Source organism: Achromobacter sp. GbtcB20, from assembly GCF_019091095.1.
GTDB lineage: Bacteria > Pseudomonadota > Gammaproteobacteria > Burkholderiales > Burkholderiaceae_B > Achromobacter > Achromobacter mucicolens.
The window spans coordinates 129519-152447 of sequence record NZ_JAGXJZ010000014.1 but is presented as its reverse complement, the minus strand read 5'-3'; the positions used below and the strand labels follow the sequence as shown (position 1 = coordinate 152447).

Below are 22929 nucleotides of genomic sequence, written 5' to 3'. Positions count from 1 at the left end.
GTTCGCTTGATCCTTGATTCCAATTGACTCTCCTTTTTTCTCTCAAAAAGGTGTCAACCAATTCCAGGACGGGTCACGGCAATAAAAATGGCCGGCAATAAAAAAGGCCCTGCATGACAGGGCCTTTTTTGCGGGATACCGGCTGAATTACTTCAGCTTGGTTTCCTTGTAGTCGACGTGCTTGCGAGCGACCGGATCAAATTTCTTGATCAGCATCTTCTCGGGCATGTTGCGCTTGTTCTTGGTGGTCGTGTAGAAATGACCCGTGCCGGCGGTCGACTCGAGCTTGATCTTTTCGCGGATACCTTTGGCCATGTCGTGCTCCTAGTATGTAGATTGGCGGGGCGGCCGATTAGGCCATTTCGCCGCGGGCACGCATTTCGGCCAGCACGGCTTCGATGCCGTTCTTGTCGATCGTGCGGATGGCCTTGGCAGAAACACGCAGGCGAACCCAGCGGTTTTCGCTTTCAACCCAGAACCGGCGCGATTGCAGGTTGGGCAGGAAGCGACGCTTGGTCTTGTTGTTTGCGTGCGAAACATTGTTGCCCACCATCGGGCCTTTGCCGGTCACTTGGCATACGCGTGCCATGGATGCACCTCTTTAGTGTCGTTCTTGCCGCGCATCGCTTCGGGGGAGTAGACGGGGGTTTAGCCGCCGGGCTGTGAAGGCTGCTGTACGCTGCCTTGGCCGGCCACCCAGTCTTAGTGGATGAGGGGGAAAGTGATTTCACCCCAGTGCTTATACCCGCTGCCTGCCGCCCGCTTGCATTCACAACACGCGGTTGGGGGTCAGAGTGCTGAACTACAAAGCATAGTAGTCCTGCACGGGAAACTTCATGTGAAGACCGCGATTCTAATACGAAAATCTTAAGTAAATCAAGCTGCAGGGCTACGCGGTGTGCGAACGCGCCACACGCCCGGCCGTCCAGGACAGGCATGCGCAGGCCGCCAGGGTGGTGGTCAGCGGCAGGGCGGTGTCGGATTGCCAGGCACTGACCGCGAAACCCGCGAGGGCGCCGCACGACAACTGAAGTGTCCCCAATAGCGCGGACGCCGCACCCAGCCGCTTGCCCTGGTCCGCCAGCGCAAGCGCCGCCGAGTTGGGGTTCACGAAGCCCTGGCTGCCCATGTAGCAGATCAGGCACAACATCAGCAGCGGCAGCGTCAGCAACCCGGCCAGCGTCAGCGCGACGGCGGCGAGGCTGGCGCAGGCCAGCGTGACCAGCGCGCGGCTTTGCAGCTGGCGCGGGGTGTAGGTGCGCAGCAGCCGCGCGCTGATCTGCGAGCAGATGATGAGCGACAGCGCATTGGTGCCGAACAGCAGGCCGTAGTATTGCGGCGGCACGCCGTAGAGTTCGATGAAGACGCGGGGCGAGCCGATGATGTAGGCGAACATGCCGGCCTGGCCAAAACCGCCCGCCAGGCTGTGCGACATGAAGCCGCGGTGCGCAAACAGGCCGCGATAGTTCTGCAGGATGGTGCTCCAGCGCAGCGGCACCACGCGCTCGGGCGTGAGCGATTCCTTCATGATGAGGATGACGGCCGTCATCAGCATCGCGCCGCCCGCGAGCATCACCCAGAAGAGGCTGCGCCACGAGGTGATGGCCAGCAACTGGCCCCCGATCAGCGGCGCGAGGATCGGCGCCAGGCCCATGATGAGCATCAGCAGCGACATGGCGCGCGCCGCCTCGTGGGTCTCGTAGTGGTCGCGGATGACCGCGCGTGGAATCACGATGCCGGCCGCGCCACCCATTGCCTGCACGACGCGCCAGCCGGTCAGGGCTTCGACCGATCCCGACAGCGCGCACCCCAGCGAGGCGATCATGAACAGGGTCAGGCCCACCAGCAGCGGCGGCTTGCGGCCGAAGCGGTCGGCCATCGGGCCGTAGAACACCTGCGCCATCGCCAGGCCGATCAGGTACGCCGCCAGCGTGCGCTCGACATCGCCGCGGGAGACACCGAGATTGGCCGCGATCGTGGGGAACGCGGGCAAGTACATATCGATGGCGAACGGGCCGATGGCCGTCAGCGCGCCCATGAGGATGAGCCAACCGGGCAGGCTGCTGCGGGATGTCTGTGATGGGGGCATGTAGATCGCGATGAAGCGCAGGGACAGGGCGCGTGGCGGTGCAGGGGCTGCACTGGCCGCGCCAAGCCGGGGACTTTATCATGGGCGGGCTTACAGGAAAATTGCGGGTGCTTTCCGAAAGCGTCCCTGGCGCCGCTACGCATCCGGAGGAGAAGCCGTGAATCCTTTGCTATCTGTCGTGGAACGCAAACTTCAGGCCCTGCCTGTCCCTGTGCAGCTCGTGCTGCCCGATGGCGCCGTGCTCGGCGCGCCGGCCCCCCGCGTGCGGTTCGTGACGCACGACAAGAGCGCGCTGGCCCATCTTGCCGAAGGGGCCGTCGGCGTGCTGGGCCAGGATTACGTCGAAGGCCGCATCGATATCGAAGGGCGCATGCGCGACGTCATGGCGGCCGCGGCCAAGCTTCTGCCCGGTTCGCCGATGGACGCCGCGCGGGGCGGATGGCTGACCGAGCTGGTGCGCAAGGTGATGTCGGTATGGCGGCATTCGGTCGAGCGCGACGCCAAACAGATTCAGTTCCACTACGACCTGTCCGACGACTTCTACGCACTGTGGCTGGATCCGCGCCGCGTCTATTCGTGCGCCTACTACCGCGAGCCAGGCATGACGCTGGCGCAGGCGCAGGAGGCCAAGCTCGATCACATTTGCCGCAAGCTGCGTCTGTCGGCCGGCGAGCGGTTCCTGGACGTGGGCGCGGGGTGGGGCGGCCTGCTGCTGTGGGCCGCCGAAAATTATGGCGTCGACGCCACCGGCATCACGCTGTCACGCAACCAGCATGCGCACGTCAGCCGGCTGATCGAAGAGAAGGGGCTGTCCGGGCGGGTCCGCATGATGCTGCTGGATTACCGCCAACTGGACGAATCGCAGCCCTACGACAAGATCGCATCGGTCGGCATGTTCGAGCACGTGGGGCGCGCGCAGCTGGAAAGCTACTTCGCCAAGCTGCGGCGCCTGCTCAGGCCGGGCGGGCTGATCATGAATCACGGCATCACGGCGGCCGGCGTGTACAACGCCGAGCTGGGCAACGGGATGGGCGAGTTCATCGAGAAGTACATCTTCCCGGGCGGGGAGCTGACGCACGTCAGCGTGGTGATGCAGGCGCTGGCCAATGGCGGACTGGAAGACCTGGACGTGGAGAACCTGCGGCCGCACTATGCGCGCACGCTCTGGGCCTGGAGCGATGGACTGGAGGCGCGCTTGCCCGAAGCGGCCCGCATTCTGGGTGGGGACCAGGGCGAGCGGTCGCTGCGCGCTTACCGGCTGTATCTGGCCGGGTGCGCCATGGCCTTCGAGCATGGGTGGATCGCACTGCATCAGATTCTTGTCCAGCATCCGGCGTCGGGCCGCGCGGACGAACTGGATGGGCCTGCGGATCTGTCTTATCCGTGGCGGCGGGACTATATGTATGGATCGCGGTCCGGAGAGTGAGGGGCCACCGGTGTCAATTGGAACCCTCTTAATTTAATGAATGTTCGCGATTTCTGGAACCAATTGCCGTGTTGCAGTGCACTCTGGAACGCGCTGAACGTATTAATAGGCACATAATATTAACTAAATGTATCTGCCTTTTCGGGTTTGATCTCCCTAGGAGAAATCCGCCGTTTCCCCCTGATCTACTGGGGTTTTCCCGGAGCAATTTGGCCGCGAATGTATCTGTTTCATTCACCCCTGGGGTTGGGCGGCGCAGCAATTTCGTTTAAGATGCTGCCTTCTTCGTTCAGTTTGTTCTCTTTCTGTGAGTATTCAAAAACCCGTTTTTGAAGCTCCCTGTCTTGCAAGACGCCGCATCCCTCGCGGGCAGTCTTGTTGCTAGTGTCGGTTTGTATTGGCGGTTCAGCCCGTCTTCCGCACAACCCCCTTAGCTCCACGGTGCCGCCCCAGGCTTTCATCCTGGCGTGAGTGCCTGAACCTATGGAGGCAAAAGCCAATGCGTTTTACCCCTGTCAAGTCCCTGGCCGCCGCGGCCGTTTTGTTTGCGTTTGCTGGTTCGGCTCAAGCCGCCGACGCCCCGCAATGTGAACTCAAGCGTCCGGTCACGTTCGGCGCCATGAACTGGGAATCCAACCTGGTCCTGGTCGACGTCGAGCGATTCATCATGGAAAAGGGCTACGGTTGCAAGACCGAAACCCTGCCCACCGAGACCTTGCCCGCCCTGGCCGCCCTTGAGCGCGGCGATCTGGACATCAACACCGAGATCTGGCTGAACAGCGTGGCCGATCCCTGGGCCCGCGCCGAGAAGACCGGCAAGGTCAAGCGCATTGGCGACCTGTACATGGGCGCCGAAGGCTGGTACATCCCCAAGTACACGGCCGAGCGTCTGCCCGAGCTGAAGTCGGCGGCGGACCTGCCCAAGTTCAAGGATGAATTCAAGGATCCGGAAGAACCCGGCAAGGGCCGTTTCTATGGCTGCCCGGCCGGCTGGGGTTGCGAAGTCACCAGCAACAACCTGTTCCACGCCTTGAAGCTGGACGACACCTACACGCTGTACTCGCCCGGCACGGGCGCGGCGCAGAAGGCGGCCCTGATGTCGGCCTACAAGCGCAAGCAGAACGTGGTCTTCTATTACTGGTCGCCCACGCCGCTGGTCGGCGCCATGGATCTGGTCAAGCTGGACCTGCCGGCCTACGATGCTGAAAAGCACAAGTGCCTGACGTCGCCCAAGTGCGCCAAGCCCGAGCCCAGCGCCTACCCCGACAACCCTGTCTTTACCGCGGTGAACACCAAGTTCTCCGAAGATGCGCCCAAGCTGACCGAATTCCTGTCCAAGGTTTCGGTGCCGCTGCCGGTCATCAATGAAACCCTGGCCCACATGGAAGAGTCCGGCGATGAGTCCAACGCCGTGGCCAAGTGGTTCCTGAAGAACAAACCCGACGTCTGGACCAAGTGGGTCCCCGCCGACGTCGCCGGGCGCGTCCAAAGCGCGCTGTAAAGCACTGTGATCCTGGCTGCGCGCCGCGGTGGCGCGTACCGGTCCGTCAAGGGGCCGGAACTCTTTGCCGGGATGGCCGCCGGCCGGGCGCATGCGTCCGGCCCGGCAAGCGTGCTTGTGCCGCCACCCGCGGTGGCAGTGATTCCGGTGCCGGGCACCGATGCGGAATGGATTTGCGCAATCAGCGGTCCTTCCGGGTGCCTGGCGCCAGTCTCAGTCTCGATGTCTTGTCCTGCGCCAGCGTGCCCGGTGGCGACACGGGCGGCGAGCGCGCCAGAATGGAGTCGAATGTATGTTTCCTGAACTTATTCCCGCCCGTCAGGTACGGGGGGCGATCGACGGTTTCGTCGATCACCTGGTCACCAACTACGCGGACACGCTGGAAAAGATGTCCCAGCCCGTGCTGCACGCGTTGGTGTGGCTGGAGCAACTGCTGCGCAATTCGCCCTGGTGGGCGGTGGTCGCGGTGACCATCGCGATCGCCTACGGCGTGAGCCGCCGCATCGGCCTGAGCCTGGCGATGGGCGCGCTGCTGTGCGTCATCGGGGTGCTGGGCTTGTGGGACGCCGGCATGCAGACGCTGGCGCTGATGATCATGGCCGCCGGCCTGTCGGTGCTGATCGGCATTCCGCTGGGCGTGCTGATGGCACGGGTGAACTGGCTGCGCTCGGGCATGCTGCCCGTGCTGGACGTGATGCAGACGATGCCCAGTTTCGTGTATCTGATTCCTGTCGTGATGCTGTTCGGCCTGGGCAAGATTCCCGCCATCATCGCAACCGTCATCTACGCCGTGCCGCCGCTCATCCGCCTGACCGACCTGGGCATCCGCCTGGTCGACCGCGAAGTGCTGGAAGCGTCGCGCGCCTTTGGCGCCAACCCGCGCCAGCAGCTGTTCGGCGTGCAGTTGCCGCTGGCGCTACCCAACATCATGGCCGGCATCAACCAGACCACGATGATGGCGCTGTCGATGGTGGTGATTGCGTCGATGATCGGCGCGCGCGGCCTGGGTTATGAAGTGCTTCTGGGCATCAACCGCCTGGAAGTGGGCCGGGGCCTGCTCGCCGGCCTGGGTATCGTGGTGCTGGCCGTGCTGTTCGACCGGATCACGCAATCGTATGGACAGCGCATGCGCACGGGAGGCCAGCGATGAGCAAGATCGAAGTCAAGAACATCTACAAGATTTTCGGTGCGCATCCGAAGAAATGGCTGCAAGCCGCGCAGGGCGGCATGAGCAAGGAAGAGCTGCTGGCCAAGAGCGGCCACACGCTCGGCCTGCGCGACATCAGCCTGTCCATTGAAGAAGGCAGCATCTACGTCATCATGGGGCTGTCCGGGTCGGGCAAGTCCACGCTGATCCGCCACTTCAACCGCCTGATCGAGCCCAGCTCGGGACACATCCTGGTCGACGGCGTGGACGTGGTCAGCCTGAACAAGCGCGACCTGGAAATCTTCCGCCAAAAGAAGATGAGCATGGTGTTCCAGCGCTTTGGCCTGTTTCCGCACCGCACCGTGCTGGACAACGCCGCGTACGGCCTGACCGTGCAAGGCGTTGGCAAGGCCGAACGCGAGAAGCGCGCCCGCGAATGGCTTGAACAGGTGGGCCTGTCGGGCTTCGAGAACCAGTATCCGCATCAACTGTCGGGCGGCATGCAGCAGCGTGTCGGCCTGGCGCGCGCGCTGGCCACCGATGCCGAGATCCTGCTGATGGACGAAGCGTTTTCCGCGCTGGATCCGCTGATTCGCCGCGAAATGCAGGATCAGCTCCTGCAGCTTCAGGCCAAGCTGAACAAGACCATCGTCTTCATCACGCACGATCTGGACGAAGCGCTGCGCCTGGGCAACCGCATCGCCATCCTGAAGGACGGCGAACTGGTGCAGGAGGGCACGCCGGAAGACATCCTGCTGAACCCGGCCAACGATTACGTGCAGTCGTTCCTGCAGGACGTGAACCGCACCAAGGTGCTCAACGCCACGCACGCCGTGAATCCGGCGCGCCTGACGCTGACGATGCGCTCGCGCCCGGCGCACGCCGTGGACCGCATGAAGGCGCTGAACTACGAGTACGCGCCGGTGCTGGATGGCAAGCGTCTGGCTGGCGTGCTGACCGCCGAGGCCGCCGAGAAGGCGATGCAGGAAGGCGTGCGCGACGTGTCCCGCTTCGTCGAGGACCTGGCGTCGGTGCCGGCCACGGCTGGCCTGGGCGAGGTGCTGGCGCAATTGGTGCACAGCGACCAGCCGGTGGCCGTGACGGGCGAGGACGACGAGTTCCTGGGCATGCTGTCGCGCAAGAAGGTCGTGGAGCTGGTGACCCCGGCCCTGACCGAGACGCAGGTGGCGGGCGACACCGCCGCCACGCCCGATGCGGCTGCGTTGACGGCCCAGCCCGAGCAGGAAAGCGAGGGCAAGGCCGCCGCCTGATCCCCGCATCGTCGGCATGACCCCATGCGCCCGCGTGCACCCGCTTGCACGCGGGCGCAGTCACGATATGATGGCTTGCCGGCCGGTTTGGCCGGCTTTCCTCGTCATGCACCCTCGGAACCTGTCATGCCCCTCTTGAACGTCCAGATCATGCAAGGCCACTCGGCCGCCCAGAAAGCCGCCCTGTTGAAGGCGGCGTCCAACGCGGTGGTCGAAAGCATCGCGGCCCCGGTGCCCAGCGTGCGCGCCGTGCTGCACGAAATCCCGGCCGAACACGTGATCGTGGCGGGCGAGATCGGCAAGCGCATGGCGCGCGTGGACGTGGACCTGATCGAAGGGCGCGACGAGGCCAAGAAGGCCGCGCTGATCGCGGCGCTGAATCAGGCCGTGTGCGCCAGCCTCGACATGTCGGGCGAAGACGTGCGCGTGATCCTGCGCGACGTGCCTAAGACGGACATGGGCGTGGCCAATGGACTGAGCGCCAAGGCCGCCGGACGCTGATCCGTTCCGCCGGCAGAACAGAAGACGCCCGCTTGCCGCGGGCGTTTCCGTTTGGGCGATACGTGGGCTGCGCAGTCAGTCCAGCTTCACGTTTGCCGCCTTCACTACCTCGCCCCACCGCGCGATCTCGCTCTTGATGTAGGCGGCGTATTCCTGCGGTGTCGACCCCAGCGCCTGCGCGCCCTGCACCTTGAGCTGCTTCTGCATTTCCGGGGATTTGAGCGCGCGCAGGATCTCGGCGTTCAGCTTGTCGATGATGGGCGCGGGCGTGCCTGCCGGCACGACGACGCCTTGCCAGGCGCCCATGCCAAAGCCCGGCGCCACCGTTTCCGCCACCGTGGGCACGTTGGGCAACTGGTCGCTGCGGGTCTCGCTGGTCACTGCCAGGGCGCGCAGCTTGCCTTCGCGGATGAATCCCAGCGAGTCGTTCAGCGTGTTGGTCATCACCTGGACCTGGCCGCCGACCAGATCGGTCATGGCCGGAGCGCTGCCGCGATAGGGCACGTGGACCGCGTCGATGTTCAGCGACTTGAGGAGCAGCAACGCGCCCAGGTGCGTGACGTTGCCCGCGCCCGCCGATCCATACGACAGCTTGCCAGGATGCTTGCGGGCGTAGTCGACAAACGCGGACGCGGTGTCGGCGGGGACCGAGGGATGCACCAGGAGGACGAGTGGAATGACGGCCGTGCTGGAGACGGGCGCAAAGTCCTTGACCGGGTCGAACGCCAGCGAGCGGTACAGGTTGGGGCTGAGCGCAATGGACGAGGTGTTGTACAGCACCGTGTAGCCGTCTGGCTTGGCCGCGGCCGCGTATTGCATGCCGATGTTGCCGTTGGCGCCGCCCTTGTTTTCGACGACGACGGTCTGGCCGAGCTGGTCGGTGAGCTGTTTGGCCAGCACCCGCGCCACCAGGTCGGTCGGCCCGCCGGGCGGGAAGGGCACCACCATCGTGATCGGGCGGTCGGGCCATGCGGCCTGGGCGCTTGCGGCGCCTCCCAGCGCCAGAATGGCCAGCGTCGCGGCCAGCATTGCTTTTTTCATGGTTGTCTCCTTGTGCTGTTATGGGTACTGCGAACTGGCGGCCGCGTCCTCTGGCGGGACGCGTGCCGCCGAGGGGCATTCAGCCGGGTCTGCCGGCCAGCATGCGCACGGCCGTGTAGGCCATCACCGGCTTGCCATGCTGGTTGCGGACGTCGATCGCGGACGTGACCACCGCGCGGTTGTGCTGCGAGGTGGGGCGCACGCCGGTCACTTCGATCTCGGCCCAGACCGTGTCGCCGGCCACCACGGGCGCGATCATTTTCTTGTGGACTTCCAGCAGAGCCAGGCCCGTTCCCTGCACCATGCCCTGCATGATCAGCCCTTCGATCAGGCCGTAGGTCAGCGCGCCGGGGGCGGGTCGGCCCTTTATCGCGCCGTGGCTGTAGGTGGCGTCGATGAAGATGGTCTCCAGCATGCCCGTGACGCTGATGAAGTTGACGATGTCGGTTTCGGTGACCGTGCGGCGAAACGTCTGGAAGCGCTGGCCGACGGTAAGGTCCTGCCAGTAGTAGCCCTGGCCCAGTTGGGCGGCGGGCGCGGCGTTGCGGTCTTGGGTCATGCGGTGTCCTTGGCGTTGTCGGAAGAGGGGGAGGGCGCTTGGCCGGCGGCGCCCGCTTGCAGCAGGGCGTCGATGGCGGCCGGTGCAAGGCCGGCCTGGCGCAGCACTTCGTGGGTGTGCTCGCCCAGGCGCGGCGGCATGGCGGGCGGCACGCTGGATTGCTGCAGGCGCACCGGGTTGCGGGGAAAGCGGTATTGGCTGCCGGACGCGCTTTGCAGCGGCACGAAGAAGCCGACGCTCTCCAGGTGCGGATCGGTCTCCAGGTCTTCCAGCCGGTTCACGGGCGCGGCCGGAATCTCCAGCCGCTCGCACAGGGCAAGCCAGTACGCCGTGTCGTGGGCCGCGACGATGCCGGCCTGCAGTTCGTACAGCGTCTCTATGTGCCGGGTGCGCGCCGAGATGTCGGCAAAGCGCGCGTCCCGCGCCAGGTCGGGGCGGCCTGCGGCGTTGAAAAAATCGCGCCAATGGGCGTCCGTATAGGGCATCAGGCAGACGTGTCCATCGGCGGTCTGGCAGGGCCGGCGCCACGGCGTCAGCACCCGCGGATAACCGGCCGGGCCGGGCGCATCGGCCAGATGGCGGCCGTAGTAATGCTCCACCAGCGCAAACGACGCCATGCTTTCGAACATGGGCACCTCCAGCTGCTGGCCGCGGCCCGTGCGCTCGCGCTGGAACAACGCGGCCAGGATGGCGTGCGCGGCGATCAGGCCGCAAGTCTTGTCGGCCGCGACGGTGGGCAGGTAGCGCGGCGCGCCGGTCTGGCGGCCCACCAGGTCGGCAAATCCGGACAGGCCCTGGATGATGTCGTCGTAGGCCGGACGGCCGTCATAGGCGCCGCCTTCGCCAAAACCATACAGGCCGGCATACACCAGCCGCGGATGGCGCGCGCACAGCGTGGCGGGGTCCAGTCCCAGCGCCGCCATCTTGGCCGGCCGCATGCTGTGCATCAGCACGTCGGCCTGGTCCACCAGCGTCAGCAGCGCCTCGCGCGCGGCCGGCTGCTTCAGGTCCAGCACGATGCTGCGCTTGTTGCGGTTCAGCCCCAGAAAGATCGCGGACAGGCCGGCCTCCTGCGCGGGGCCGGTGTGCCGGGTGGAATCGCCGCCGGGCGCTTCGACCTTGATGACGTCCGCCCCGTAGTCGGCCAGGATCTGCGAGGCATAGGGGCCGAACACGACGGAGGTCAGGTCCAGGATGCGGATGCCGTCCAGCGCGGAGACGGTCGGGGAGGGAGGCGTGGTCATGGCGGAAATCCTATCGGCGCCGCACATACGCGTCTAATATGGCTTCGGTATTGCTTGATACGGAATCTGTTATGGCTATAGATTTGCGCCAGCTTCGGCAGTTCGTCACGATTGCCGAACTGGGCAGTTACCGCCGCGCGGCCGACGCGCTGCACATCGCGCAGCCGGCGCTGTCGGTGTCGATCCAGAAACTGGAGCATGCGGTGGGCGTGCCGCTGCTGGTGCGGGGCGCCAAAGGCGTCTCGACGACGCCAGCGGGCGACGCGCTGATGGCCGACGCGCGCCGCGCGCTGTTTCATACCGACCAGGCGCGCCAGGCCGCCCGCCGGGTGGCGCTGGGCGAATGGGGCACGCTGCGGCTGGGCTTCGTGGGCTCGGCCACCTACATGCTGCTGCCGCGTTGCCTGCCCGCCTTCCGGACGCAATACCCGGACGTGCAGCTTGATCTGCGCGAGGACAGCACGATCGGCCTGGTGGCGATGCTGCGCGCCAACGAAATTGACGCCGGCCTGGTGCGCGGGCCGCTGGCCGAAGACAATGAACTGGATTCGTGGGTGGTCGAGCGCGACGACCTGATCCTGGCCGTGCCCGCCGGGCATCCGCTGGCCGGCGCCGGCCCGATCGCGCTGGAACGCATGCGGTCCGAGAACTTCGTGCTGTATTCGCCGGCCAAGGTGCCGGGGCTGAACGGGGTGACGCTGGCGCTATGCCACAAGGCGGGGTTTTCGCCCCGCATCAGCCAGGAAGCGATCCAGGTGCAGACGCTGGTCAGCCTGGTCGCCAGCGGCCTGGGTGTGGCGCTGGTGCCCGGTGTGACCCGCGCCTATTCGACGCCGCATGTGGCCTTTGTGCCGCTGACCGACCCGGACGCGCAGGGCGCGCTGTCCCTGTCGCTGGTGACGCATCGCGACACCTCCTGCGCGTCCGTGCTGCGGCTGCGGGAAAGCATGCTGGCGCCGGCCCCGGCCTGACCGGCGCTACACCGCGTAGACGACGCGGTGCGCCTCGGTCGGCAGCGGCAGGTCCCAGCGGTGCAGCATGCCGGTCAGTGTCTTGTTGGACAGCGACGTGTCGCGCCGGGCATTGCGCCGCAGCAGCTCGGCGCGCGGCTTTTCCAGATACACCAGCTCCACGTCGGCCTGATACGCGTACAGCAGGTCCAGCGTCTTCTTGCGCATCAGTTCGCTGAGGTTGGTGGCGTTCCACACAAAGGGCGTGCGGGCGCGCAGCAGGGCCTTCGCGCGGTCGACGGCCAGGTGCGCCACCATGCCCTCGTTCTTGCCGTGCCGCAGCCCCAGTTCCTCGCGCGCATCGTCGAACGACACCACCGGCAGATCGGGATGATGCGCTGCCACCCAGGTGTTCTTGCCGGAAGCGGGCAGGCCCGACATCACGATGACGCGCGAACCGGGTTCCTGGAACAAGGCGTAGTCCGGATGCACGTCCGCGCCGCGGAAATAGCTGACGGCGGTGTGCGCGTCGGCGAAGACGCGGGGCTGGCCAAAGCACTGCTCGTCGCGCGCCAGTTCGCAAAAGAGGGCGATGTTGTCCAGCACGCGGCCCGCGTCCGCGCAGAGGCGGCCGCGCATGTCGGCCTCGGCCAGCATGGCAAGCAGCGGAAGGGACACCTGCCAGGACAGCTCGCGCACGATGAATTCGGGCGAGCGGCCGCGGCGCGAGCCTTCCAGCGCAAAAAACGGCACCTGGTGCGTGGCGATCAGCCGGCAGATGGCTTCGCGCACCGCGAAGGGGACGCCGGCGTCCCACAAGGCGATGCGCGCATCGATCGCGCCCTTGCGCGAATGGCCGGGCTGGCCGATGGCGCCCGTTACCGGGTCGACCACCGTGGTGCTGTGCTTGGCCACATCGTGCAGCAGCGCGGCCAGGAACACGATCTCCTGGTCGGCGCGGGATGCAGCCTGGTACTGCGGCAGCGCGAGCAGCGCGTCCACGACCATTTGCGTGTGCGTCCATACGTCGCCCTCGCCGTGATAGCGCGGGTCCTGCGGCGTGGTCTTGGCCAGCTCCAGCGCGGGAAAGGCCGCCAGGCACGCGGCATAGTCCGCGCCGCGCGTGGGCGTGGGAACCAGTGCCCGGATCTGTTCGTAATTCATGATGTCTCTCCGGCGCGGGTGGCGCCGCGCAAGGTGTCCCAGTCCACCGCGAGGCGCGGCGCGTACAGGTCGACGCCGTCGGCGAGCAGATTGGGGATGTAGGGCTGCTCCGAATGGTGCATGTCCGAATCCAGGATGGCCTGCACGAAGTCGCGGCGCACCCACTTGTAACGGGCGAGTGTCTTGCCGTCGGCTTCGGCCTTGATGTAGAGGCCTTCGGACAGATCCGACTTGTCGCACTGCTTCCAGGCGCGCGCCAGGTCCAGGCCTTCGCGCAGCACGGTGGCCTCGAACGCGTCGCGCCAGCCGGCCGTCTTGGCCAGCGAAGGCTTTAGCAGGGCCTTCAGATCGGCCAGCCGCGCGGGCGCCGGGCCTTCGTACAGCACCGGCACGGACAGCACCGGGCCGCCTGCCAGCAGCGCGCGGCGCGCGCCGGTCGACAGGAATTGGCCGGTGCGGCGGTCCAGTACATCGAATTCAAAGAAGTGATGCGGCAGCGCGTCGTAGAACACGGAGTGCTTTTTCGACAGGGTTTCGCCGTACATCACGTAGCGGTCTTCCAGCCGGTCCAGCAGCCAGTCCGCATGCGCGGCGGCCCAGGCCTTGATGAAGCTGAACTGCCGTTCGCGCCCGCCGCCCACCAGATAGTGGCCGCGCGATTGCAGCAGCAGTTCGCCCGACGGGCTGAAACTGATGCCCGTGTTGGCGCCGTCGAGCTTTTCTTCAACGACAAGGGTCTGGCCCGCCAGCGTGCGATAGGGCACGTGGCCGTGGCCTTCGTCGCCTTCCTGCAGGCGCGAGCCTTCCAGGTGGGGCGTTCGGGGATATCGGAACAGGTCCAGCGATTGCGCGTAGGCGCAGAAATCCAGCGTCATGGGTCTTCTCCAGCAGATGGGAAAAGCCGACAACGCAGTCTTTACGGGAGGGGAAGCAGAGAGGGGGTGGTGTTGCGCTTCCTGGATCCGCGCCTGCCGGGCGGGGTGTGCTCATGACATGGCGTTGAGCAGCGAATGCGGGCAGGCTGACCGCGGTACCAGGACGGTACTCGTCGGCGTTCAGGCGAATTGACGAATGGCAGACACGGTTGCACCCAGAAAATGGCAGGGGTTGAAAAAGCAGGGCCGAATGCTAAGTCAGCGCGGCGGCGCTTGTCAATGCGCCGCCGACAGGGCCCGCTCGCCAGCGTCAGGCGGGCGGCGCGGCGCGCAGCACAATCTGCGTGATCTCCGACGGCCGTCCGAGCCGGATGGGAAAGCCCGGCCACAGGCCCGCGCCGTTGCTCACGTAAAGCTGCATGCCGCCGACCTGATACATGCCGGACACGTAGCCCTCGTTGGCCAGTTGCGTGATGAAGTGCGGACCCAGGATCTGGCCGCCGTGCGTGTGCCCCGACAACTGCAGGCCGGCGCCTGCCTGCGCGTGGCGCTTGGCGCCGACCGGCCGGTGGCTCAGCAGGATGACGGCCGACGACGGCGGCACGCCCTTCATGGCCGCGTCGATATCCGGCAGCGGCTGGCCGACGCGCGCGGCCACGCTGTCGGTGATGCCCGCCAGCACGAGCGGCTGGCCGTCGCGGTCAAGGACCATGTGTTCGTTCAGCAGCATGCGCAGGCCCAGCTTCTCGAAGGCCTGCAGCCAGCCCAGGTATTCGGCGTAATACTCGTGGTTGCCGGGGATCGCCACCACGCCATGCGGCGCGCGCAGATCGGCCAGCGGTTGCACGTCGGCGGCGCGGGCCGCGGGCGTGCCGTCGACCAGGTCGCCGGTGATGAGCGTCAGGTCCGGTTCAAGCGCATTGGCGCGCGTCACGACGGCCTGCATCCAGTCGCGTTGCAGCAGGCGGCTGGCGTGCAGGTCGGTCAGATGCACGATGCGAAAGCCGTCGTAGGCGCGCGGCAGATTGGGCAGGGCGACTTCGATGGTTTCGACTTGCGGCACGCGCACCGCCTGCCAGACACCCAGCGCGGACAGCGCCAGCGCGGCCACGGCGGACACGGCGCGCAGGCGCGGGCAGCCCAGCAGCGCGCGGCCGCGGCGCCGCGAAAACAACGACACGGCAAGCCCCGCCACGTCCGAGACGAACAGGAAGACGGCCAGCAGAATCAGCGCGCCAAACGCCCAGCCCAGCGCCATCAGGACGGCGGCGGGCACCTCGGGCGAGGCCATGGTGCCGAAGAAGGTGCGGGTGATGAGGTGATGTTCGGCGGCAAGCAGCACCAATGCCGACAGCAACAGCTTGCCGGCGGCCGGCCAGCGCAGACGCCAGACGAAGCGCCAGATGACGTAGAGCGCGATAAACGCGGTGATGACATGAAACACGTGCGACATCCTGAATCTTGTTGTTGGAATCGCCGGGGCCAGCCTATTGCAGCCGCCCCGGTGAAGTGTCCCGCGAGGGATCGCCGATTAAACAACGGATTGCGCGGAGGGGATTGAAACATGGCGCGGCGTAGAATCGCTGGCGCCTGCATTTGGAGATTCCTGCGCCCCATGTCGATCCGTTTCGCTCGTCCCGAAGATGCCGTCCTCTTGCCCGCCATCGAACGATCCGCGGCGGCAGTGTTTCGCGCCGCGCCCGGGCTGGCGTGGATCGCGGACGATGCGGTCATGTCCGAATCCGAGCATCGGCGCCTGATCGCGCAGGGCACGGCGTGGGTGGCGCAGGACGCCGAGCGCGTGTGCGGATTTCTAGGCGCGGAGCGCTTTGACGACGACCTGCATGTGTGGGAACTGGCGGTCGATGCAGATCATCAGCGGATGGGGCTCGGTCAGCGTCTGGTGCAGGCCGCGTGCGGCCATGCGGCGGCGGCGGGGCTGTCCGCGGTCACGCTGACGACCTTTCGCGATCTGGCCTGGAACGCGCCGTGGTATGCGCGGCTGGGGTTTCGCGAGGAGACCGCGCTGCCCGGAACGCGGCTTTACGCGGTGCTGCAAGCGGAAGCCCGGCACGGGCTGCCCGCGCAGCGGCGTATGGCGATGCGCCTGCCGGTTGCCGGCGGCGCGTGACTGGCCGGGGCAGCCGCCTAGCGCCCAGCGCCCGTCAGCCCCGCAAAAAAACGCGTCGCATTCGATTCCAGCCCATCGATGTAATAGCCCCCTTCCTGCACGATCAGTGTGGGCAGGCTCAGGCCGCCGACCTCGCGGCCCAGGCGCTCGAAGCCGTCTTCCGTCACGCTGACCATGGCCTGGGGATCCTTCTCGAAAATGTCAAAGCCCAGCGACAGCACCAGGGCGTTGGGCTGGAACAATGCGATCGCACGGCGCGCCTGCGACAGCCGCTCGAAGAACACGGATTCCGGCGAGCCGTGCGGCATGGGCAGGTTGATGTTGTAGCCATAGCCCGCGCCGGCGCCGCGTTCGTCCTCGAAGCCCGCCACCACAGGGTAGAAGTTCTCGGGATCGCCGTGGATGGAGACGTACAGCACGTCGCTTCGTTCGTAGAAGATTTCCTGGATGCCCTGGCCGTGGTGCATGTCGGTGTCCAGGATGGCGACGCGGGGAAACCGGCGGGTCAGCCGCTGGGCGGCGATGGCGGCGTTGTTCAGGTAGCAGAAGCCGCCCGCGGCATCGCGCCGCGCATGGTGGCCGGGCGGGCGGCAGATGGCGTAGGCGCTGCGGTCGCCGGCCAGCAGCGCATCGGCGCCGGCGATGGCGCATTGCGCCGACCAGTAGGCCGAATGCCAGGTCTTCGGGCCAACCGGGCAACTGCCGTCGGCCAGGTAACGCCCGGCCTTGGCCAGCACGCCACGCAGCGCGTTGGGCTCGCGCACGAAGACGTTCGACACGACCTCGCCGCCCCAGTCTCCGGGCAGCTTCATCCAGTCTTCATGCGCATCCTGCAAAAAGCGCAGGTAATCCAGGCTGTGCACCGCCGCGATCGCGCCCGCCCCGTCGTCGGCCGGCGCCTGGACGTCGAAGCCCAGCTTGCGCGCCGCCTGCACCAGGCCGTCCAGCCGCGACGGCACCTCCTGCGGCGTGCGCATCTTGCCGCGCGAAAAATAGGTCTGCGGATGGTGAAGCTTTTGATCGTCGTGAAAGAACGCCTTCATGCCTGGGACCTCTGGACGGGTTGGCTCGCAAACCATGAATTCTTATCCAGCGGCGCGGCGCTGCTTATGGGGGATTACCCGCGCCGCGCGTGCCCGCGTCCGGTCCGAAGGTCTTTGCGGCCCGCCTTTCCCACTACTGCGGCCTGATTTGCGCCGCCTTGACGATGTCCCGCCACTTTTCGCCTTCCGACACGTTGAATCGGGCAAACGTCGCGGGGTCCGATCCCACCGGCTTGGCGCCCAGGCCCGCATACTGCGTCACGACATTGGGCTGGCGAAGCGCCCGGGCCGCATGCTCGGACAGCTTGGCCACGATGGCCGGCGGCGTGCCTTTGGGCGCCCACAGGCCGTACCAGGTGCTGATGTCAAAGCCCGGAAATCCGGACTCGGCCATCGTGGGCACGTCGGGCAGCTCATCCACGCGCCGGCTTGTCGTGACCGCCACCGCGCGCAGCTTGCCGGACTTGATGAAGGGCATGGCCGACGGCATGGAATCGAACATCAGCTGAATCTGTCCGCCCACCAGATCCGTCAGCGCGGGCGCGCTGCCTTTGTAGGGCACGTGCTGCATCGGCAGGCCGGTGCGCACCTTGAAGGACTCGCCCGCAAGCTGCTGCGCAGACGCCGAACCGGCCGAACCGAAGTTCAGCGGCTGGGTCTTACCCTGCGCCACCAGGTCCTGCACGGTCCGCACCTTTGACGTCTGCGGCACCACCAACACCAGCGGCACGTCCGCCAGCTGCGTGATGGGCACGAAATCCTTGAAGGCGTCATAGCGCATCGACGCGTAGATGTACGGGTTGATGACATGCAGCGAGGCGTTGGCCAGGAACGTGTAGCCGTCGGGCGCGGCGCGCGCCACCAGGTCCGCGCCGATCATGCCGCTGGCGCCCGGCTTGTTGTCGACGACGATGTTCTGGCCGATGGTCTTGGACATTTCCGCGGCCACCAGCCGCGCCACGATATCGGTCGGGCCGCCCGGCGGGTAGGGCACCACCATGGTGATGGGCTTGCTGGGGTAGGCATCGGCAGCCTGCGCCGCAACCGTAAAGCAGGCGCAACTGGCCGCCAGGGCCAAGGCAGCAAGCTGGCGAACGCGGGGCGCTACATCGATCGCTGCGCGGGCGCGGCGCGGCCAGGCGGCGCGCCGGAAGTCGTGGGTACGCATGGGGTTGTCTCCTTCGTTATTGTGATCGCCACCTTGCCGACGACTTGTCGGCTTTCCAGGGCGACGAGTGCTGCGGCAAGACCGGTGATCGGATAGATCGCCGTTACAGCCGGCCGGATCCGCTGGCGGCGGGCCCAGTCGAAGAGGGTGGACATGGTCCGCTGCACGGCGGGCGCGTGGACGATGCGTTCGTCCGCGGGCGTCCAGCCGATGTAGCGGCCAAAGAAAAACCCATGCAGGGCAATGTTCTTCACAAGCAGCAGGTTCAGCGGCACGTCGGGAATGCGGCCGCTGGCGAAACCCACCGACACCATGCGCGCGTTGGCCGCCGCGGCGCGCACGCTGTGTTCGAAAGCGTCGCCGCCCACGGCGTCCAGCACCACGTCCGCGCCATGCCCTTGGCTGGCTGCCTTGACGGCCTGCGGCATGTGCGCGTCGGCGGCGAACGCATGGGCCGCGCCGGCGTCCAGCGCGGCCTGGCGCTTTTCCGGCGTGCTGGCGCAGGCGATCACGTTCGCGCCCAGTGCCGACGCAATCTCGACGGCCGCCAGCCCCACGCCGGAGCCGGCGCCCAGCACCAGCACCGTCTCGCCGGGCTGCATGGCGGCGCGCCAGAGCAGCGCTGTCCAGGCGGTGCCGTACGAAATCGGGATGGGCAGCGCGGTCAGGAGCGGCAAGTCCTCGGGCACCGGATAGACGGTGTATTCGGGCACGGTCAGGCGTTCGGCGTAGCAGCCCCAGCGCGCCAGCGCCACCACCCTGTCGCCGGGCTTGAGGCGCGTGACCTTGGCGCCGCAGGCGATGACGCGGCCGGCGGCCTCCGTGCCGGGCGCAAAGGGCAGGGGCGGACGGCTTTGATAGCGCCCCTCGATCAGCAGCTTGGTTGCATGGCTGACGCTCGCATGCTCGATGGCGATGGTGACCTCGTCGGGGGCGGGGGCGGGCGCGTCGGCAAGCTCGCCGGGCACGACGTCCTCGACCGGACCGTGGCGATGGCAGACCAGGGCGCGCATCAGACGGCCTCCTTGCTGCAAGCAGCCTGGCATAGCACGCCGGCCTCAAGCAGGGCCTGGACCTGCCCGGGCGGCACGCCCCAATCGGTCAGCGCCTCGACCGTGTGCTCACCGACCGCGGGCGCGGCGGCAAGGGGCCGGCGCGACAAGGCGCCAGCCGCGCGCGCATAGGGCAGCGGCTCGCCGCCCGGCTGCGCCAGCGGTTCCAGCAATCCCAGGTGTGCGGCCTGCGGATGCGCGGCCAGACCGTCGTAATCGCGCACGCGGGCATGCAGCACGTCTTCGCGCGTCAGGCGTTCCACCCAGTGCGCGGCGGGATGCAGCGCCAGTTGCTCGGCCATTTCCCGATGCAGGCGATCGCGCTGCGCCATGCGCCCCGCGTTGGTGGACAGGGCCGGATCGGCAAGCCAATCGGTCCGCTCCAGCGCGCGGCACAAGCGCGCGAACTGATCGTTGTTCAGCGCCAGCACCGACAGGCGCGCGTCGGCGGTGTCGAACACGCCATTGGGCGCGCTGACCGCCACCGCCTCGCGCTGCCCCGCGATGCCGTAGGCAAGAATGTCGTTCACCTGCAAGGCCGCGCAGGCGGCAAGCAGACTGAGCTGCACATGCTGGCCGCGGCCGCTGCGCGCCTGTTGGTAGAGCGCCGCACTGGCGGCCTGCACGGCGTACAGCGCGGTGGCGATGTCTGCCATCAAGAGGCCGATGCGGCGGGGCTCGCCCGCGGGCGTCTGGTTGGCGAACATCAGGCCGCTGTCGGCCTGCATCACCGAATCCGAAGCCGGCGCGTTGGCATAGGGGCCGTCCGGTCCGTAACCGCTGATGGACACGTAGACGAGACCGGGGCAACGCGCCGCGAGGCTGTCGTAGCCCACCCCCATGCGCTCGGCCACGCCCGGCCGGAAGTTCTGGATCACCAGGTCCGCGCGTTGCGCCAGCTCCGCCAGAAGCGCCTTGCCGCGCGGCTGGCGCGCGTCCACGCACACGCCGCGCTTGCCGGCGTTGTAGGCGATGGATAGCGCGCTCTGGTCGTCGCGCACAACGCCCACGTGCCGGCCCCAGTCGCCGTCCGGCGGCTCCACCTTCATGACGTCGGCGCCTTGCTGCCACAGGATCTGCGCGCAGTATGGGCCCGCGATGCCCTGGCTCAGGTCCAGCACACGCAGCCCGGCGTAGGGGCCGCAAGAAGCGTCAATGGGCGGGGTCGGCATGGGGATCGGGCGCTCCTCGGCAAGGGGTCTTGGGCAATGAAGACGATGCTAGACTCGGCCGACGCATTGGACAATCCATCGGTTTGTGCCGGGAATGGTGAATCATGATTGACAATATGCCGGACCTGAACCTCGTCAGGCTTTTTGTCGCGATGGTCGAGTCGCGCAATCTCAGCGCGGCCGCCCAGCGTTGCGGCATGACGCGGTCGAACATGTCGCATCGGCTAAAGCGGCTGGAACTCGATCTGGGCGCGCAACTGTTCCGGCGCACCACCCGCCATGTCGAACTGACGCAGGCGGGGCAGTTGCTGTACCAGCACGGCATCCGGCTGCTGGACGAGATGCGCGCTGTGCAGGCGGCCATCGACAGCCTCGATGGCGCGGTGCGCGGCGACGTGCGCATCCGCCTGCCCACGGGACTGGGCCATCTTTATCTGGCGCCGGTGCTGCTGGAATTCGCGCGCGCCCATCCCGACATCGCGCTGCGCGTGCACATCAACGACGGCATCGGCGACCTGATCTCCGCCGAGGTCGACATTGCGCTCAAGATCACCTCGTCTCCGCCCGAGGATCACGTGGCGCGGCGGCTATGCGGCATCCAGTGGTGCCTGTGCGCATCGCCCGGCTTCCTGGCGCGCAACGGGCCGGTGCAGCACATCGAACAGTTGGGCCGTTGCGACCTCATCGCGCCGCAATCGCTGGGCCGGCGCTTCGATCTGCGGCTCAAGCAGGCGCACGGCGATCCGTTGATCCTGCGTGTGGCGCCGCGGCTGCAGTCGGGCGATTATCCGTTCCTGCGCGACGCGGTGCTGGCGGGCCTGGGCGTGGCGCTGCTGCCGCGCTACGCCGTGTGGGAAATGCTGCGCGATCAGACGCTGGTTCAGGTGTTGCCCACGTTCGAGCCCGAGGGCGTGGGCGATGCCATCTATCTGCTGACTGCACCGAACCGCTTTCCGTCGATGGCCACGCGCGTGCTTGCCGACTTCATCCGCGAGCACATCGAGCGGCATGCGCGGGACTGGGGCGGGACGCTTCCCGCCGCGAGCGATCAGGCTTTTACGCCGTCCTGACCCAACCGCGCGATGGCCGCCTCAAGATCGTCGGCATGCACCATCAACGCCCGCACCTGCTGCAAGCACGGAAACTGATTGAGCACGGGGCTCCAGCGTGGCTGCGCAAGCAGTTGATGCCATAGCGGCGCAAGCGTCTGCGAATCTGGCGCTTCGCCCGCAATCGTCTGGCTGGCATAGTCCAGACTTTCTTGCGCGGACAGCAGCTGCATGCGGCTCGCGGCGCTGAGCAGCCGGGGCGCGGTTTCTGCGGGCGCGTCCGAGAAATACAGGATCTTGCTGGCCAGTTCGTCCGGGTCCGCCGGCAGCGCGGCCAGCGCCGCGCCGCGCAGCCGCAGGGGCCCCTGATGGCTGTCGAACACATAAGTGGTCTGCGCATCGGCATGCTTGAGCAGCCGCAGGCCCCGCAGCAACCGCGGCAGATCCGTGGTGGCGGCATCCGTGGAAGCCTTTGCCTCCACCAGCAGACACACGTCCCAGACCGGGTCCGCCGCATCGCCACCCGACTGGCGCAGCAGGGCCACGTCCCATTCGCTCTTGGCGCGGTCGGCATTGCCGGGTATCGATGCCGGCACGCGCAGGCACGTCGCCACCCGATAGGTCTCGCCAGCCGCCTGCGCAAGGTGTTGGGCCAGCGCGGCAATTGACGCTTGCGCGCGCGCCTCGACGGCCACACCGCGGCGCCGCGCGTCCAGCCCCTGGGCGGCGGCCTCGGCCGTGCCGGTGCGCGGGCCTTGGCGCTGCCACAGGGATTGATAGCGTTGAACTTGCGGATCGGACGCCAAGTCGTCCTGCCGCCGCAGACGCGCCAAGGCGGGGTCGCGAAGCAACGCCTCCAGTTGACCGGCAAGCGCCGCGTCCGCCTCTTCATCGGACGCCAGTGCGCAATGCAGGGCTTGCACGCCTTGCGTCAGAACGCGCCAATCGCCGGCGGCGCAGGCGCCATCCAAGTCCGCGAGCGCATCGGCCAACGGCCCGGCGGGCATCCGGCGACGCTTGCCGGCATGCGCAAACGCAGCCACCGCCGTGCGCACGGCGCGCCGGTCCGCGCCCGCGTGCGCCGATAGCGAAGCATGTTCGCGCACCTGCGAACTTTGATGGCGCAGGACCATGGCCTGGAAAACGGGATCTCCGCCCGGGTCCCGCAGGGCATCACGGATCAACCGCGACAGCGCAATGACAAAGAGATGCTGATGTTCGCGCCGCGGCTCGGCGCCGGAAGTCAGCGCCGTGCGGCCTGCTTCGATGGCGGCGGCAAGCGCCGCCGCCGGGTCGGAATCTTCAAGCCCGCGCGTGGGTGCGGACATCGCCGCGACGCGGTAGCGGCGCGCCACGGCGCGCAGCGTCTGTTCGATCAAGGCGGGCGGTAAGGCAGCGGGCATGAAGGTTCCGTGGCATGCCCGGCCTCGTCGCTAGCTACCTACCAGGGTACGACCGACACGGCGATCGAAACCACGACGACCAGGGCAATGATGGTGAGGATGTGATTTGTACGCATATTTTCTCCTTTGAGCCACCGCTACAC

22 protein-coding genes are annotated in these 22929 nt (G+C 67.0%); 8 read left to right on the top strand and 14 right to left on the bottom strand.

From position 1 onward, the window contains the following. Positions 1-147: 147 nt before the first annotated feature. The 3 genes from rpmG to KVT32_RS18755 all read right to left on the bottom strand — a co-directional run bounded on the left by rpmG (position 148) and on the right by KVT32_RS18755 (position 2089). Positions 148-315, bottom strand: coding sequence for a 50S ribosomal protein L33 (gene rpmG / locus KVT32_RS18765; protein WP_003810296.1), 168 nt, complete (start codon positions 313-315; stop codon positions 148-150). A gap of 37 nt (positions 316-352) precedes the next feature. After that, the gene (gene rpmB / locus KVT32_RS18760; RefSeq protein WP_050447723.1) at positions 353-589 is read right to left on the bottom strand and encodes a 50S ribosomal protein L28; all 237 of its coding nucleotides are present in this window, start codon (positions 587-589) and stop codon (positions 353-355) included. A 300-nt stretch (positions 590-889) separates the two neighbouring features. Continuing rightward, entirely contained in the window at positions 890-2089 is a 1200-nt protein-coding gene (locus KVT32_RS18755) for a Bcr/CflA family multidrug efflux MFS transporter (protein WP_082586282.1), read from the bottom strand. A gap of 157 nt (positions 2090-2246) precedes the next feature. On the opposite strand from KVT32_RS18755, the gene KVT32_RS18750 reads away from it, so the two are divergent. The 5 genes from KVT32_RS18750 to KVT32_RS18730 all read left to right on the top strand — a co-directional run bounded on the left by KVT32_RS18750 (position 2247) and on the right by KVT32_RS18730 (position 7935). Further along, positions 2247-3515 (top strand): class I SAM-dependent methyltransferase, encoded by a 1269-nt coding sequence (locus tag KVT32_RS18750; RefSeq protein ID WP_217618670.1) that lies wholly within the window; start codon positions 2247-2249, stop codon positions 3513-3515. A gap of 499 nt (positions 3516-4014) precedes the next feature. Continuing rightward, positions 4015-5016 carry an ABC transporter substrate-binding protein gene (locus KVT32_RS18745; RefSeq protein WP_056322835.1) on the top strand — a complete coding sequence of 334 codons (1002 nt, stop codon included), beginning with the start codon at positions 4015-4017 and terminating at the stop codon, positions 5014-5016. A gap of 292 nt (positions 5017-5308) precedes the next feature. Beyond that, the gene (locus KVT32_RS18740; protein WP_175157059.1) at positions 5309-6166 is read left to right on the top strand and encodes a proline/glycine betaine ABC transporter permease; all 858 of its coding nucleotides are present in this window, start codon (positions 5309-5311) and stop codon (positions 6164-6166) included. Continuing rightward, positions 6163-7434, top strand: coding sequence for a glycine betaine/L-proline ABC transporter ATP-binding protein (locus KVT32_RS18735; RefSeq protein WP_217618669.1), 1272 nt, complete (start codon positions 6163-6165; stop codon positions 7432-7434). Before KVT32_RS18740 ends, KVT32_RS18735 begins: the two co-directional genes overlap by 4 nt. A gap of 126 nt (positions 7435-7560) precedes the next feature. Then, positions 7561-7935, top strand: coding sequence for a tautomerase family protein (locus KVT32_RS18730; RefSeq protein WP_056322842.1), 375 nt, complete (start codon positions 7561-7563; stop codon positions 7933-7935). Between the two features lie 75 nt (positions 7936-8010). On the opposite strand, the gene KVT32_RS18725 is transcribed toward KVT32_RS18730, so the two are convergent. The 3 genes from KVT32_RS18725 to KVT32_RS18715 all read right to left on the bottom strand — a co-directional run bounded on the left by KVT32_RS18725 (position 8011) and on the right by KVT32_RS18715 (position 10779). Beyond that, on the bottom strand, positions 8011-8976 hold the full coding sequence (locus KVT32_RS18725; RefSeq protein ID WP_175236416.1) for a tripartite tricarboxylate transporter substrate binding protein: 966 nt from the start codon (positions 8974-8976) through the stop codon (positions 8011-8013). A gap of 79 nt (positions 8977-9055) precedes the next feature. After that, positions 9056-9535 carry a MaoC family dehydratase gene (locus tag KVT32_RS18720; protein ID WP_217618668.1) on the bottom strand — a complete coding sequence of 160 codons (480 nt, stop codon included), beginning with the start codon at positions 9533-9535 and terminating at the stop codon, positions 9056-9058. Next, positions 9532-10779: a CaiB/BaiF CoA-transferase family protein gene (locus KVT32_RS18715; protein ID WP_217618667.1), complete on the bottom strand. Its 1248-nt coding sequence runs from the start codon at positions 10777-10779 to the stop codon at positions 9532-9534. The genes KVT32_RS18720 and KVT32_RS18715 overlap by 4 nt, the downstream gene beginning before the upstream one ends. A 71-nt stretch (positions 10780-10850) precedes the next feature. Between KVT32_RS18715 and KVT32_RS18710 the strand changes: the two genes are divergently transcribed. Continuing rightward, the gene (locus tag KVT32_RS18710) at positions 10851-11750 is read left to right on the top strand and encodes a LysR family transcriptional regulator (protein WP_254636930.1); all 900 of its coding nucleotides are present in this window, start codon (positions 10851-10853) and stop codon (positions 11748-11750) included. Positions 11751-11756: 6 nt separating this feature from the next. Here KVT32_RS18710 and KVT32_RS18705 read toward each other — a convergent pair whose 3' ends face one another. The 3 genes from KVT32_RS18705 to KVT32_RS18695 all read right to left on the bottom strand — a co-directional run bounded on the left by KVT32_RS18705 (position 11757) and on the right by KVT32_RS18695 (position 15212). After that, complete coding sequence (locus KVT32_RS18705) at positions 11757-12893, bottom strand: AAA family ATPase (protein ID WP_217618665.1); 1137 nt, start codon at positions 12891-12893, stop codon at positions 11757-11759. After that, complete coding sequence (locus tag KVT32_RS18700; RefSeq protein ID WP_175157053.1) at positions 12890-13768, bottom strand: RNA ligase family protein; 879 nt, start codon at positions 13766-13768, stop codon at positions 12890-12892. The genes KVT32_RS18705 and KVT32_RS18700 overlap by 4 nt, the downstream gene beginning before the upstream one ends. A gap of 310 nt (positions 13769-14078) precedes the next feature. Continuing rightward, positions 14079-15212 carry a metallophosphoesterase gene (locus KVT32_RS18695; protein ID WP_152385568.1) on the bottom strand — a complete coding sequence of 378 codons (1134 nt, stop codon included), beginning with the start codon at positions 15210-15212 and terminating at the stop codon, positions 14079-14081. Between the two features lie 171 nt (positions 15213-15383). Here KVT32_RS18695 and KVT32_RS18690 point away from each other — a divergent pair, with 171 nt between their 5' ends. Beyond that, positions 15384-15899 (top strand): GNAT family N-acetyltransferase, encoded by a 516-nt coding sequence (locus KVT32_RS18690; RefSeq protein ID WP_152385138.1) that lies wholly within the window; start codon positions 15384-15386, stop codon positions 15897-15899. A gap of 17 nt (positions 15900-15916) precedes the next feature. Here KVT32_RS18690 and KVT32_RS18685 read toward each other — a convergent pair whose 3' ends face one another. From KVT32_RS18685 to KVT32_RS18670, 4 genes are all read right to left on the bottom strand, one after another. Continuing rightward, complete coding sequence (locus KVT32_RS18685; RefSeq protein ID WP_152385137.1) at positions 15917-16942, bottom strand: histone deacetylase family protein; 1026 nt, start codon at positions 16940-16942, stop codon at positions 15917-15919. Between the two features lie 133 nt (positions 16943-17075). After that, the gene (locus KVT32_RS18680; RefSeq protein WP_152385136.1) at positions 17076-18110 is read right to left on the bottom strand and encodes a tripartite tricarboxylate transporter substrate binding protein; all 1035 of its coding nucleotides are present in this window, start codon (positions 18108-18110) and stop codon (positions 17076-17078) included. Continuing rightward, the gene (locus KVT32_RS18675; protein WP_217618664.1) at positions 18047-19123 is read right to left on the bottom strand and encodes an NADPH:quinone oxidoreductase family protein; all 1077 of its coding nucleotides are present in this window, start codon (positions 19121-19123) and stop codon (positions 18047-18049) included. Before KVT32_RS18675 ends, KVT32_RS18680 begins: the two co-directional genes overlap by 64 nt. Further along, positions 19123-20334, bottom strand: coding sequence for a CaiB/BaiF CoA-transferase family protein (locus tag KVT32_RS18670; RefSeq protein WP_152385134.1), 1212 nt, complete (start codon positions 20332-20334; stop codon positions 19123-19125). Before KVT32_RS18670 ends, KVT32_RS18675 begins: the two co-directional genes overlap by 1 nt. 104 nt (positions 20335-20438) lie before the next feature. On the opposite strand from KVT32_RS18670, the gene KVT32_RS18665 reads away from it, so the two are divergent. Beyond that, positions 20439-21404 carry a LysR family transcriptional regulator gene (locus KVT32_RS18665; RefSeq protein ID WP_180100665.1) on the top strand — a complete coding sequence of 322 codons (966 nt, stop codon included), beginning with the start codon at positions 20439-20441 and terminating at the stop codon, positions 21402-21404. Here KVT32_RS18665 and KVT32_RS18660 read toward each other — a convergent pair. Next, positions 21383-22786, bottom strand: coding sequence for a 3-deoxy-D-arabino-heptulosonate 7-phosphate synthase (locus tag KVT32_RS18660; RefSeq protein WP_217618663.1), 1404 nt, complete (start codon positions 22784-22786; stop codon positions 21383-21385). The two genes, KVT32_RS18665 and KVT32_RS18660, sit on opposite strands and share 22 nt — an antisense overlap. Between the last annotated feature and the right edge of the window lie 143 nt (positions 22787-22929).